This window comes from Streptacidiphilus sp. EB129 (genome assembly GCF_041262645.1).
Lineage (GTDB): Bacteria > Actinomycetota > Actinomycetes > Streptomycetales > Streptomycetaceae > Streptacidiphilus.
The window spans coordinates 44,256-57,133 of record NZ_JBGCCS010000008.1 but is presented as its reverse complement, the minus strand read 5'-3'; the positions used below and the strand labels follow the sequence as shown (position 1 = coordinate 57,133).

Genomic DNA, 12,878 nt, shown 5'->3' with positions numbered 1-12,878 from the left:
CAGACTGACTTCCGATGAAGCCGCGTCCGGACTCGCCCGCGACCGTTCTCAAGAGGCTCGCAGAAGCCCGAGGACGGCAAGATCGGCTCACTCATTCGGAGCATCTGCCCGCCCGTGCGGCCCGATTCGCGCCGTGGCCGGCCGGACTCAGGCCGGAGGTGCTGGCCGCCGTCGCGGCCGGTGGAATCGACCGGCCATGGACACATCAGGCAGAGGCGGCAAATCTGGCAAATCTCGGTAAACATGTGGTTATCGCCACGGGTACCGCCTCGGGCAAGTCGCTCGCCTACCTCGCCCCGGTCCTCAGCGCCCTGCTGGAGGGCACCGAGGCCGCCAACGGCCGCGGCGCGACCTGCCTGTACCTCTCGCCGACCAAGGCGCTGGCGGCCGACCAGCTGCGCCGTATCGGCGAGCTCCGCGCGGCGGAGGACGGCGCGCTGCAGCGGGTGCGCGCCGCCGCCTACGACGGCGACACCCCGTTCCAGCAACGCGAGTGGGTACGCCAGTACGCCTCGCTGGTGCTCACCAACCCGGACATGCTGCACCGGGGGATCCTGCCCGCCCATGCCCGCTGGGCCTCCTTCCTGCGCGCACTGCGCTTCGTGGTGATCGACGAGTGCCACACCTACCGGGGTGTCTTCGGCTCCCATGTCGCCCAGGTGCTGCGCCGGCTACGGCGGCTGTGTGCCCGCTACGGCGGCGAACCGGTGTTCCTGCTGGCGTCCGCCACCTCGGCGGATCCGGCGGTCTCAGCGGGGCGGCTGACCGGCCTGCCGGTCACCGCCGTGACCGACGACGGATCACCGCGCGGCGAGACGGTGTTCGCCCTGTGGGAACCGCCGCTGACCGAGCTCCAGGGCGAGCAGGGCGCGCCGGTACGCCGCTCGGCCACCGCCGAGGCCGCCGACCTGCTCACCGACCTCGTGCTGGACCGGATCCGCACGGTCGCCTTCGTCCGCTCCCGGCGCGGCGCCGAGCTGGTGGCGGTGATCGCGCAGGAGCGGCTCACCGAGGCGGCCGGTCCGGAGACCGCCCGCCGCGTCGCCGCCTACCGGGGCGGCTACCTGCCCGAGGAGCGCCGGGCCCTGGAACGGGCCCTGCACTCCGGCCGGCTGCTCGGCCTGGCCGCCACCAGCGCCCTGGAACTCGGCGTGGACGTGGCCGGTCTGGACGCGGTGCTGCTGACCGGCTACCCCGGGACCCGGGCCGGGCTGTGGCAACAGGCGGGACGCGCCGGACGCGCCGGGCAGGGCGCGCTGGCGGTGCTGATCGCCCGCGACGACCCGCTGGACACCTACCTGGTGCACCACCCCGACTCGCTGTTCCGGCAGCCGGTCGAGGCGACCGTGCTGGACCCCGACAACCCGCACGTACTCGCCCCGCACCTGTGCGCGGCGGCGTCCGAACTGCCGCTCACCGATTCGGACCTGGAGCTGTTCGGCCCCTCCACCGCGCCGCTGCTGCCGCAGTTGGAGCGGCGCGGGATGCTGCGCCGGCGCCCGGGCGGGTACTTCTGGACCCGGCGGGAGCGGGCCGCCGACCTGGTGGACATCCGCGGCAGCGGCGGGGCCCCGGTGCGGATCGTCGAAGCCGACACCGGCCGGCTGCTCGGCACGGTGGACGCGGGCTCCGCGCACACCGCCGTGCACACCGGGGCCATCCACCTGCACCAGGGCAGCAGCTACCGGGTCAGGGAACTGGACCTGGAGGAGTCCGTGGCCCTGGTCGAGGCGGCCGACCCGCCCTACAGCACGGTTGCCAGGGACACCACGTCGATCACCGTGCTGGCGACCGACCGGGCGGTCGCCTGGGGCGACGCCCGGCTCTGCTTCGGCTCGGTGGAGGTCACCAACCAGGTCGTCTCCTTCCTCAAACGCCGGCTGCTCACCGGGGAGATCCTCGGCGAGACCAAACTCGACCTGCCGCCGCGCACCCTCCGTACCCGCGCGGTGTGGTGGTGCGTGACGGACGATCAACTCGACGACGCCGGGCTGCTGCCCGAGGAGCTGCCCGGCGCGGCGCATGCCGCCGAGCACGCGTCCATCGGGCTGCTGCCGCTGTTCGCGACCTGCGACCGCTGGGACATCGGCGGCGTCTCCACCCCGCTGCACCCCGACACCGGACTGCCGACCGTGTTCGTCTACGACGGCCACCCCGGCGGTGCCGGTTTCGCCGAACGCGGGTTCCAGCGCGCCCGGGAGTGGCTTGGCGCGACCCTCGACGCGATCACCGCCTGCGAGTGCGAACGCGGCTGCCCCTCCTGTATCCAGTCACCCAAGTGCGGCAACGGCAACGAGCCGCTGGACAAGGCCGGTTCGATCCGCCTGCTGCGGCTGCTGCTCGGAACCGGCGGCCCGGAGGAGGCGGCGTCCGTGCCGGCAGTTGCGAAGGCGGCCGTTGCGAAGGCGGCCGGCTCGGCCCAGTCGCCCGAGCCCTCGGCGTAGACGGGGCCGGCCCTGGCTGCGGCGCGAGCCGGCGGCAGGGCGGCGAAGAGCACCCCGGCCATCCGCGCCTCCACGGTCACCTCGACCGCCTCCCCCTCCGGGCCCGGCCCGTGCCGGATCGAGCAGGAACTCAACCGCGTCCGCTCGGCCTCGGCGATCCGCGCGGCCTCCGCACAGGCGGTCTCGGGCTGCCAGAGCAGCCGACCCGCCGCCGCGAGCGCCGCCAGATCGGCGGCGGAGGCCGCCCGATGCCGCGCGGTGACCGCCGCGGCCAGGCCGAGCACCCCGACGAACAGGCAGCAGCCCAGCGACAGCAGCGCCACCAGCCAGATCGTCGCCGACCCGCGGTCGGTCCGGGCCGATCGCGCGCACCACCCGGCACCCCCGTCCGCCGCCCCGTCGGCGCAACCCGCACCGACGGAACCCGCACGGGGGATCATCGGGCTGCCTCCGGCTCGCGTACCGCCGTGGCGGAGCCCGATACCCGCAGCGACAGCAGACCGCCCAGCCCGCCGGGCCCGGTCGACACCGTCGACACCTCGACCCGCACCGTGCCGCCCTGTTCGCTGACGGCAACCGCCGCATCGCGCGGCGCCTCACGACGGGCGATGGCCAGCACCTGCCCGGCCGGGTCGCCCCGGGCCGCGGCCCGAGCCGCCTCCCGGGCCGCGTCCACGCAGCGCACCTGTGCGGCGCCGACCAGGACACCCCAGAGCAGCACCCCGGTGAGCAGCACCAGCACGGGCAGCGCCACCGCCGTCTCCGCCGTGACGTACCCGTGCTCACCGCCCCGGTCAGACCGCACCGAGCGCCCGACTGATCAGCCCGGACAGCGCGGCGGAGACGGCGCCGCTGGTGACAACCTTGTAGAGCAACGCGGCGAAACCACAGGCGGCAACAGTGCCGACGGCGTATTCGGCGGTGGTCATACCGGCGTCCGGGCGCCGCCTTCGGGCCAGGCGGCAACAGAGCAGATGCGAGAAGTGCAGCAGCCAGGCCTGGGCGACCACTGCGGCGAGCAACAGCACTGCCCGCACCCGGCGGCAGCACAGCTCGCTGATCGGCGCGGACCGGGGACGTGGACGGGAGTGCGGACGAGAGGTGAGGGTGCTCATCGAATGTCCTTGCCGGTGGGAGATGAGGGAAGTGATGGCTGTGCACGAGGGCACAGCTCTGCTGCGGCTGAGGTTGGGAGAACCGGGTCAGATCCGGACCAGGAATCCGCCGGCCAGGCCGGTGACCACCGGGACGACACCGACGAGCACGAACGCGGGCAGGAAGCAGAGCCCCAGCGGCGCGGTGGCGAGCACCCCGGCCCGCCGTACCCGGCTCTGGGCCGCGGTGGCCGCGGCCGTCCGGCAGCCCTCGGCGAGCCGGGCGAGGCCGGCGGCCGGGGGAGCGCCACTGGCCGAGGCCCGCACCAGGCAGCGGCCCAGCGGGGCGAGTACCGGGTCCGACGCGAAGCGGCCCCAGCCGTCCTCGGCGTCCGCGCCGGTACGGAGCTCGGCCGCGACGGTCGCCAGCCGGCTCGCCATCGGTTCGCCAACGGCATCGGCCACCGCTTCGGCGGCCTCCGCCGGCGAACACCAGGACGACAGACAACCGGCCAGCAGGTCGGCCGTGAGCGGAAGCTGCTCGCCCAGCGCCCGGCTCTCCTCCCGCGCGGCGCGGTGCTCGGCCGAGGGGGGATCGGGAAGCCAGCGGTAGCCGGCCGCCCCGGCCAGCACACCGAGGACCAGACCCCCGACACCGCCCGCGGACAGCGCCAGCCCCGCCCCGATCAGCAGTGCCGTCGCCGCCTTCAGCGCCTGCGGCGAGTGCCCCCGTCTCTGCGCCCAACTCCGCAACCGCGACCGCCGCGCGACGGGCCCGACCGGCAGTCCGGCGGCCCTCGCCCGTCTGCCCACCCTGCGTCTGTTCCGCGCGGCGAACGCGCCGACCAGCAACGTCGTCAGCCCGCTCGCCGACGCGGCGACCAGCCCCGACAGATCCATCTCCCGGCCTCCCCTCGGTCCACTCTCCTGGTAGTTCAGGCACTTCAGGCACTTCCGCGCCGCTACCGGACCGACTCCGCCCTGCGGGCGATCCGGGAGGTCCAGCTCAGGCCGCCCCACTCCAGCGCGGCGCCGAGGCCCAGGCAGGCCAGACCGCTCGGGGTGTGCAGCAGCATCCGCAGCGGATCCGCGCCGAGCGCCGCGCCGAGCAGCAGTCCGAACAGCGGCAGTGCCGCCAGCAGTGCCGCCGTGGAGCGCGGCCCGGCCAGTTCCGCCCGCACGTTCTCCTGCAGCGCCCGCTGGGCACGCAGCCCCTCGGCGACGCGGTCGAGCCCCGCCGCAAGCCCCGCCCCGCTGGACGACGCCACCTGCCAGCAAGCTGCGATGCCCGCTGCCCCCTCCGCCCCCGGCAGTTCCGCCAGTGCCCGGAAGGCTCCCGGGAGGCTCCCGCCGAAGCGTGCGGCAGCCAGCAGGACGGTGCAGTCCAGGGCCGTCCCGGCGACCGCGGCCCCCTCGGTGGCGAGGTACTCCCCCGCCGCCATCTCGACCGCCTGATGCGGGGTCGCGCCGGTGCGCAACTCCCCTGCCAGCGCGGCACACAGGCCCACCACCGCGGTCCGGCGCCGCTCGCGGAGAACGGCCGCCCGTCGCCTCCGGCGCAGCCGTATCGCCGGGACGACCGCCCCCGCGGCCGCGGCCGCCACCAGGGGGGACCGGGTCGGCCAGGCAGCCAGCAGCCCCAGCGGAAGCAGCAGCAGTTCCGGCGGCGGCAGCGTGCCTGCCGGCAGCCGTGCCCGCAGCCGGCTCAGTACCGTCGGCACCCCGCCGGCATCCCGGGACTCACCGGGAAAGAGCCGGCTCCGGCGGCGCAGGGTCACCTCCCGCGCCGAAAGCCGCCAGGCGGCCCAGCCCAGCAGGCAGAGTGCGAGCCCGGTCACCGTAGCCCGCAACACCGGCTCGGGCATTCGCAGCAGTTCCAGCAGCGCCATGGTCGTTCCTCCCTCGTAGCCAGCCGTCATGTCCCGTGCACCCCCTCGACCGCCGCGGACGCCGCCGTTCCGGCCGCCCGCCTCTGCGATATCCCGGCCACGGCGGTCGCGGCGACGCCGCAGCGTCGCACCAGCCACTCCCAGCCGTTGCCGTACCGGATCCGGCCCTCCGGGGTGAACAGGACCGCCGGTTCGGCGGCGACGAGTCCGTCCAAGCCCCGCCGCAGCATCCGGATCTCGGCGACCCGGCGCCGCCCGTCCCGCTCGCGGGTCATGTGGACGACCGCGTCCAGCGCCGCGCCCAACTGGCTGTGCAGGGCGTCGCGGCCCAGCCCCGTGGCTGAGGCCAGCGCCTCCAGCCGGGCCGGGACGTCCGCCGCGGTGTTCGCGTGGACCGTTCCACAGCCACCCTCGTGACCGGTGTTCAGCGCGGCCAGCAGGTCCAGGACTTCGCCGCCGCGTACCTCGCCGACCACCAGCCGGTCGGGTCGCATCCGCAGCGCCTGCCGGACCAGGTCCCGGAGGTCGACATTGCCCGCGCCCTCCTGGTTGGGCGGTCGAGCCTCCAGGCGCACCAGATGGGGATGGTCCGGGCGCAGTTCGGTCGAGTCCTCCACCACGACCAGCCGTTCGGTCGGGCCGACCAGGCCGAGCAGGGCCGCGAGCAGCGTCGTCTTCCCGGATCCGGTCCCGCCGCTGACCAGGTACGAGATCCTCGCCCGGACCATGGCCCGGAGCAGCACCGCGCCCGGCTCGGTGAGCGTTCCGGCGCCGACCAGTTCGGTGAGCGTGAACGGACGGGGCCGGCTGACCCGCAGTGAGATGTGGGTGCAGCCCACCGCGACCGGCGGCAGCACGGCATGCAGCCGGGTGCCGTCGGGGAGCCGGGCGTCGGCCCAGGGCCGGGCGTCGTCGAGGCGTCGGCCGGCCGCGGTGGCCAGGCGCTGCGCCAGCCGCCGTACCGCCTGCCGGTCCGGGAAGCGGACATCGGGCACCCGTTCGAGACCGGTGCCCCGGTCCACCCAGACCTCGGCCGGGCCGTTCACCAGGACGTCGGTGACGCACGGATCGGCGAGCAGCGGGTCCAGGGGCCCGGCGCCCACCATCTCGGACCGGAGCTGGCGCACCATGTCCAGGACCTCGGCGTCGCCGTACGGACGGCCCTGGGCCCGCAGCGCGGCCGCGACCCGGGTGGTGCTGGGCTCCGCCCCGGCTTCGGCCAGCCGCAGCCGTACCGCGTCCAGCAACGCGGCCCGCACCCCGCCCCGCTCGGACCGCCCCTGAGCCCCGCCGACGGCGCTCATGCGGCGAGCCCGGTCGCGCCCAGTGCCTCCGTCAGAAACGCCGCACAGAAGCGGCCGAGAGGCCCTCTGGGCCGTGCGCCCGGCGGTCGGCCCTGTTCCAGGTCGGCGGTCAGTCCCGGCTCGGCGGCGAGCTCGCCGGCCAGCGGCAGCCGCAGACCGCGGGCGATCTCCTCGCCCGCCATCCCACTCGGCGCGGGGCCGCGCACCACCGCCCGAAGGTCCGTCAGCCGCATCCGCAGCGCGGCGGCGACCCGGCTGGAGGCCGTCATCGCCCGCAGTTCCGCGGGCACCACCAGCAACCCCAGGTCCGCCTGGTCGAGTGCCTCTCCCGCCGCCTCGTCGAGCCGGCGCGGCAGGTCGAGGACGACCACGCCGCCCCGCCGCCGCGCGGCCCCCAGGACCGTACGCATGGCCTCCGGCGGGATGGCCAGGGCGTCGCCCCGGTCCCAGCTCAGGGCTGCGAGGGAGTGCAGCCGGGGCAGCGACTGCTCCAGCTCCACGGCGTTCACGCGGCCCCGCGCCCCGGCGAGATCGGGCCAGCGCAGACCCGCCGCGGTCTCGCCGCCCAGCAGTACGTCAAGGCCGCCGCCGAGCGGATCACCATCGACGATCATGGTGCGCCGGCCCTCGCGGGCGGCGGTGACCGCCAGCGCGCAGGCCAGTGTGGAAGCCCCGGCCCCGCCGCGGCCGCCGACCACCGCGACGGTCAGCGCCTGCGTACCGACGCCCTCCGCCGCGTCGGCGATCCGGTCGAGCAGCCAGGACTCGGCATCCGGCAGGAAGATCACATGACGGGCGCCGAGGACCACGCCGCGCCGCCAGACCTCGACGTCGTCCAGGTCCCGGCCGACCAGCAGCACGTTGTGGCGGCGGGGCAGCCCGGCCATCCGGTCCGCGACGTCGTCGCCGACCACGACCAGCGGGGCGGCCTCCCACGCCTGGCGCAACGGCGGCGCGCCGCAGACCACGTACGGGTCGGCGCCGGCGGCGGCGCAGATCCGCAGCAGCGTCTCGATCAGCTGCTCGTCCTCGGTGACCAGCAGCGGTCCGGCCAGCCCGGTCGGTCCGGTCGAGCCCACCGTCCCGGCCGCCCAGCCGCCGCCGACCGCGCCCTCCGCCCACGGGTCGACCGCCGGCCGCGCCGACTGCGGTGCCTGCACCGGCTGTTGTGGCGGTTGTGGCCGTGCCGACTGCTGTGGCTGTGGGGCTGGATGTGCTTGCTGCGTCAGGTATGGCTGATGTGCCTGTGGTGACTGACCGGCCCATCCAGCAGGTGGCTCTACGGACGACGTCCCCGTCATGACTGCCTCCCCGTACGACCGCGCCCCGGCTCAGGTGCTGCCCGGGTGCCGCGGTGAGACTGCGCTACACGGAAAACCCTGCCGCGCCACGGGAGGCGTGAGGTGCGATGGACGGCGGTCTGTGGACAAAGGAAGGGCTGTGGAAAAAGCGATCACTCGAAGAGGCGGTCACGGGCCCGCAGATTGACGGGGCCCGTCGGGAGCACGCGGGCAGAACACGGAAAGCCGCAGCAAAGTCACGCGGAGACGGTGCAGGCGCCTCCCCGGCACCGCATCGCGCCCCGGGCCGTGGCGACAGGTCCCGGACATGCGACGACCCCCGCCGGGGGGGAGAGCGGGGGTCGTCCTCCACAGTCCGACTCGGGGGGGAGGAGCCAGACCGGGGCAGCACGGTCGCGAACGATCCGTGACTTCCATGGTGTACCCGACACCCCTCTCAGGCAAACCCACGCGCCTGCGGCTTGGGCCGAATGGTGGGCGCATATCCTCGACCACGTGGACGACCACCGCCAGCCCCTGCCCGCGCCCGCACCGCACGCCCCCAGGGCGCCCCGGACGGCCGCGTTCTTCGACCTCGACAAGACCGTCATCGCCAAGTCCAGCGCGCTCGCCTTCAGCCGCCCGCTCTACCGGGGCGGTCTGATCAACCGTCGGGCGGTGCTGCGGAGCGCCTACGCGCAGTTCGTGTTCCTGGCCGGAGGCGCCGACCACGATCAGATGGAGAAGATGCGCGAGTACCTCTCCTCGCTCTGCCGTGGCTGGAACGTCCAACTGGTCCGGGAGATCGTCGCCGAGACCCTGCACGACCTGATCGACCCGCTGATCTACGACGAGGCGGCGTCGCTGATCGAGGACCACCACGCGGCCGGCCGCGACGTGGTCATCGTCAGCAGCTCCGGATCCGAACTCGTGGAGCCCATCGGCGACATGCTCGGCGCCGACCACGTCATCGCCACCCGGATGGCGGAGGCCGACGGCTGTTACACCGGCGAGATCGACTTCTACGCCTACGCCGCGAACAAGGCCAGCGCGATCCGCGAGCTGGCCCGGAGCGAGGGCTACGACCTGGAGCAGAGCTACGCCTACAGCGACTCGGTCACCGACCTGCCGCTGCTGGAGGCGGTGGGCCACCCGTACGCGGTGAACCCGGACCGCGCGCTGCGGCGCGAGGCGCAGTCCCGCGAGTGGCCGGTGCTGGTGTTCGACCGCCCGGTGCAGCTGAAACAACGGAGTTCGGCGCTGCGGGTGAGCAGCAGGCCGGTGCTGGCCGCCGCCGCGGTCGGTGCGGCGGCCACAGCGGCCGGAATCGTCTGGTACGCCGCGAAACGACGTGGAATGGCCACCTGACCTGCACAGACAGCTGGAAATCCGGCGCCCGCCCGGGCGCTGCCGAGGCGGCCCAAGGTAAAGAAAAGCGCCCCCCGGGTTCCGCTTACGGTCCAACCGCGCTACAAATGAAGAAGACGGCCCGCGAGACCGGATGGATCAGCAGTCGGGATCCATCAGAGTGTCAGGCCCCACGGACCGAGCACAGCGACTGAGCACCCACATGCAGCCGACCCGCGATCGGGCCGCCGCACCCGGACAACGGACATGGTTCCAGCCGGATGGGCAAAGAATGGCGCATGCACTGGTCACTTGGGATCTGTGCCAGCGGCGGCACCCCAGCGGTGCCGCCGCACTCATGTCAGGGCACCGTTCCCGGGCGCTCCGGTGGATCCGGACTCAGACCATCCCGCGCTGCATCGCCTCGCACACCGCGGTGCTCTCCCGGACGCCGAGGCGCAGCGCCCCGCCGCAGTGGGCGATCCACCCCGCCATGCCCTCCGCGGTCCCGGAGGCGTAGCCGCCCAGCGCGTTGCGGTAGGCGTCGGTGCCGAGTTCGGCCAGGCCGACCTCGATCGGGCAGATCGCCTGCGGGTCCATGCCCTCGGCGATCAGCACGATCCGCTGGGCGGCGCGCGCGACCAGACCGTTGTGGGCGGTGAAGGGCTGCAGCGTCAGCAGTTCGCCGTGCACCACGGCGGCCACGACCAGGGCCGGGGCGACCCGCTCGTTGGGGTGCTTCCGGCCGGGGCCGCCCGCGCCCCTGGCGATGATCATGCGGGCCAGGCCGTCCAGCCGGGCCGCCACCTCGTCGGCGCCGGGCGGGGGCGGCAGTTCGAACGACGGCACCCCGGTGGCGTCGAACCCGCCGACCTCCTCGGCCACCGGCAGGACCGCGCCGAAGCGCTCGGCCACCGCCTCGCCCGCCGCCCTCGGCCGTCCCGCGCTGCCCGCGCCACCGTCACCGCGCCCGCTGCCCTCACCGCCGGCGCTCTCGGTACCGCTGTCGCCGGAGGCCAGCAGATGCAGACGGGCCAGCACCTGGAGCGGCGAGTGCCGCCAGGTGCCCAGCAGTTGGCCGGCCTCGGCGTTCAGGCGCAGCGCGCCGCCGATGATGCGGGCCTCCGGGTCGGTGCCGAAGTCGGTGCGCCTGCGCACCTCCTCCAGCGGCCAGTCGGCTCCGTCGAGCGCGGCGGAGGCGCGGGCCCCGCGCAGCGCGGACTCGGAGGTGACCTCGGCGGCGCGGCGCCGCATGATCCGGTGCCCGTACAGCCGGTCGACGGCGCGCCGGGCGTCGGCGACGGCGTCGGCGACGCCCGGCAACTCGGCCAGAGCCGCCAGCGGGTCGGAGGACTGGGGTGCCGCGGAAGGTGTACTCACGGCACCGAGCGTACGTAATGCCAGGCGGGCGCCACGCCGCGGGGCGGGATCGACGGCAGTCTCACCCGAAAGGGTCAACAGAGTCCGGAAGCCGATCACCGATGACCCGTCAGTCGCTACCATGACCACTATCCGGTGACGATAACGATTACCAATAAGCTCGAACTCGCGTAGGGTCGAACTCGCGCCCCGACCCCGCCCCGGTATCACCGGGCGCCCCGGAATCACCATGCGGCAGTACCGCGCGCATGAACCACACTCGTGAACCATTCCCGGAGTCACCCATGAAGATCGCCTTCGTCGGCAAGGGCGGCAGCGGCAAGACCACCCTCTCCTCGCTGTTCGTCCGCCATCTCGCCGGCGCCGGACTACCGGTGCTCGCGGTGGACGCCGACATCAACCAGCACCTCGGCGCCGCACTGGGCCTGACGGAGGAGCAGGCGGCCGCGATGCCGTCGATGGGCGCGAACCTGCCGCAGATCAAGGAGTACCTGCGCGGCTGCAACCCGCGGATCCAGGACGCCGCGTCGATGATCAAGACGACTCCGCCCGGGCGCGGCTCGCGGCTGCTGCGGGTCGTCGAGGAGAACCCCGTCTACGCGTCGTGCGCACGGGAGTTCACCGTGGACGGATCACCGCTGCGGCTGATGGTGACCGGCACCTTCACCGAGGAGGACCTGGGCGTCGCCTGCTACCACTCCAAGGTCGGCGCGGTCGAGCTGTGCCTGAACCATCTGGTGGACGGCCCCCGGGAGTACGTGGTGGTGGACATGACGGCCGGCTCGGACTCCTTCGCCTCCGGCCTGTTCACCCGCTTCGACATGACCTTCCTGGTCGCCGAGCCGACCCGGAAGGCGGTCTCGGTCTACCGCCAGTACAAGGAGTACGCGGCCGACTTCGACGTCACCCTGCGGGTCGTCGGCAACAAGGTGCAGGGGCCGGACGACCTCGCCTATCTGCAGGAGGCCGTCGGCCAGGACCTGCTGGCGGTGTTCGGCCAGTCCGAGTGGGTCCGCCGCACCGAGCAGGGCCGCGCACCGCACCTCGGTGACCTGGAGGCCGACAACGACGCCGCGCTGCGGCTGATGCACCAGGCCGTGGACGGCGTCCACCCCTTGCGCGACTGGGACCGCTACACCCGCCAGATGATCGGCTTCCATCTGCGCAACGCGGAGAGCTGGGGCAACGCCAAGGCCGGCACCGACCTGGCCCTCCAGATCGACCCGGACTTCGTGCTGAGCGAGAGCGTCCGCGAGGAGGCGCTCGCGGTCTGACCTCCCCCGTGTGCGGGTATCGGCCGGGCGGGTGAACCTGCGCCTGCCATCCCTCCTCCAGGTAAAGGATTCATTACTCTTCATTTACCTATCCTTGAGGAGACGCGACCCATGCAGAGCACTGGCACGTCCTTCAGCTTTCTCGGCGGAGTGCGCGAGTTCCAGCGGCACACCGCACCGGGACTGCGACCCGAACTGGCCCGGCTGGCCCGCGAGGGCCAGTCGCCCACCCAGCTCTTCATCACCTGCGCCGACTCCCGGCTGGTCCCCAACGTGATCACCAGCAGCGGCCCCGGCGACCTGTTCACCGTCCGCAACATCGGCAACCTGGTCGCCCTGCCGGACGACTCGGTGGCCGCCGCCATCGAGTACGCCGTGGAGATCCTGCAGGTCCGGATGATCACCGTGTGCGGGCACTCCGGCTGCGGGGCGATGCAGTCGCTGCTGCACGGCGCGCACCGGCGGGACGGGCTGGCCCGTACCCCGCTGACGCGCTGGCTCCGGCACGGACAGGACTCGCTGCAGCGGGCCCGCAGCGCGCCGGCGCGACTGCGCGGTTCCGCGCCCTCGGCGGACCCGCTGGAACGGCTCTGCCTGACCAACGTCGTACAGCAGCTCGACAACCTGCGCGGGCACCCCTCGGTGCGGCGCGCGACGGACGCCGGCGCACTCCGACTCGTTGGGCTGTACTTCGACTTCGCCAGCGCGCAGACATACCTCTTGTCCCGGAACGGGCGTATCTTCGATCCCGTTCGACCATGCCTGGAGGACGCCGCCTGACCTGGACCTATGTTCGCCCGCAGGGGAATCGGGGTGCAAAAGACCAAAGGTCTACACCAATTCCGCGAAGGAGTCTTGTCAGCGCG

Annotated in this window: 10 protein-coding genes and 2 pseudogenes; 4 read left to right on the top strand and 8 right to left on the bottom strand. The window is 73.7% G+C overall.

Annotation, left to right across the window (positions count from 1 at the left end):
• Window positions 1–14: 14 nt before the first annotated feature.
• Window positions 15–2,444, top strand: coding sequence for a DEAD/DEAH box helicase (locus ABH925_RS12485; protein ID WP_370147499.1), 2,430 nt, complete (start codon window positions 15–17; stop codon window positions 2,442–2,444).
• 62 nt (window positions 2,445–2,506) lie between these two features.
• Here ABH925_RS12485 and ABH925_RS12480 read toward each other — a convergent pair.
• From ABH925_RS12480 to ssd, 7 genes and pseudogenes are all read right to left on the bottom strand, one after another.
• Window positions 2,507–2,884 (bottom strand): annotated as a pseudogene (locus ABH925_RS12480) (Rv3654c family TadE-like protein); the annotation flags it as partial.
• The gene (locus ABH925_RS12475; protein WP_370147498.1) at window positions 2,881–3,249 is read right to left on the bottom strand and encodes a TadE family type IV pilus minor pilin; all 369 of its coding nucleotides are present in this window, start codon (window positions 3,247–3,249) and stop codon (window positions 2,881–2,883) included. The gene ABH925_RS12475 and the pseudogene ABH925_RS12480, both read right to left, overlap by 4 nt.
• Window positions 3,239–3,436, bottom strand: a complete 198-nt coding sequence (locus ABH925_RS12470) for a DUF4244 domain-containing protein (RefSeq protein WP_370147725.1) — start codon at window positions 3,434–3,436, stop codon at window positions 3,239–3,241. The genes ABH925_RS12475 and ABH925_RS12470 overlap by 11 nt, the downstream gene beginning before the upstream one ends.
• Before the next feature lie 210 nt (window positions 3,437–3,646).
• Window positions 3,647–4,438 (bottom strand): type II secretion system F family protein, encoded by a 792-nt coding sequence (locus tag ABH925_RS12465; RefSeq protein ID WP_370147497.1) that lies wholly within the window; start codon window positions 4,436–4,438, stop codon window positions 3,647–3,649.
• Window positions 4,439–4,500: 62 nt separating this feature from the next.
• Entirely contained in the window at window positions 4,501–5,457 is a 957-nt protein-coding gene (locus ABH925_RS12460; RefSeq protein ID WP_370147496.1) for a type II secretion system F family protein, read from the bottom strand.
• Window positions 5,454–6,731, bottom strand: a complete 1,278-nt coding sequence (locus ABH925_RS12455) for a TadA family conjugal transfer-associated ATPase (RefSeq protein WP_370147495.1) — start codon at window positions 6,729–6,731, stop codon at window positions 5,454–5,456. Before ABH925_RS12455 ends, ABH925_RS12460 begins: the two co-directional genes overlap by 4 nt.
• Entirely contained in the window at window positions 6,728–7,891 is a 1,164-nt protein-coding gene (ssd, locus tag ABH925_RS12450) for a septum site-determining protein Ssd (RefSeq protein ID WP_370147494.1), read from the bottom strand. The genes ABH925_RS12455 and ssd overlap by 4 nt, the downstream gene beginning before the upstream one ends.
• A 636-nt stretch (window positions 7,892–8,527) precedes the next feature.
• On the opposite strand from ssd, the gene ABH925_RS12445 reads away from it, so the two are divergent.
• The gene (locus ABH925_RS12445) at window positions 8,528–9,379 is read left to right on the top strand and encodes an HAD family hydrolase (protein WP_370147493.1); all 852 of its coding nucleotides are present in this window, start codon (window positions 8,528–8,530) and stop codon (window positions 9,377–9,379) included.
• 378 nt (window positions 9,380–9,757) lie between these two features.
• Here ABH925_RS12445 and ABH925_RS12440 read toward each other — a convergent pair whose 3' ends face one another.
• The gene (locus ABH925_RS12440) at window positions 9,758–10,738 is read right to left on the bottom strand and encodes an oxidoreductase (protein WP_370147492.1); all 981 of its coding nucleotides are present in this window, start codon (window positions 10,736–10,738) and stop codon (window positions 9,758–9,760) included.
• A 284-nt stretch (window positions 10,739–11,022) separates the two neighbouring features.
• On the opposite strand from ABH925_RS12440, the gene ABH925_RS12435 reads away from it, so the two are divergent.
• Both ABH925_RS12435 and ABH925_RS12430 read left to right on the top strand, forming a co-directional pair.
• Window positions 11,023–12,012, top strand: a complete 990-nt coding sequence (locus ABH925_RS12435; RefSeq protein WP_370147491.1) for an ATP-binding protein — start codon at window positions 11,023–11,025, stop codon at window positions 12,010–12,012.
• Between the two features lie 147 nt (window positions 12,013–12,159).
• Window positions 12,160–12,792 (top strand): annotated as a pseudogene (locus ABH925_RS12430) (carbonic anhydrase); the annotation flags it as partial.
• Window positions 12,793–12,878: the final 86 nt, after the last annotated feature.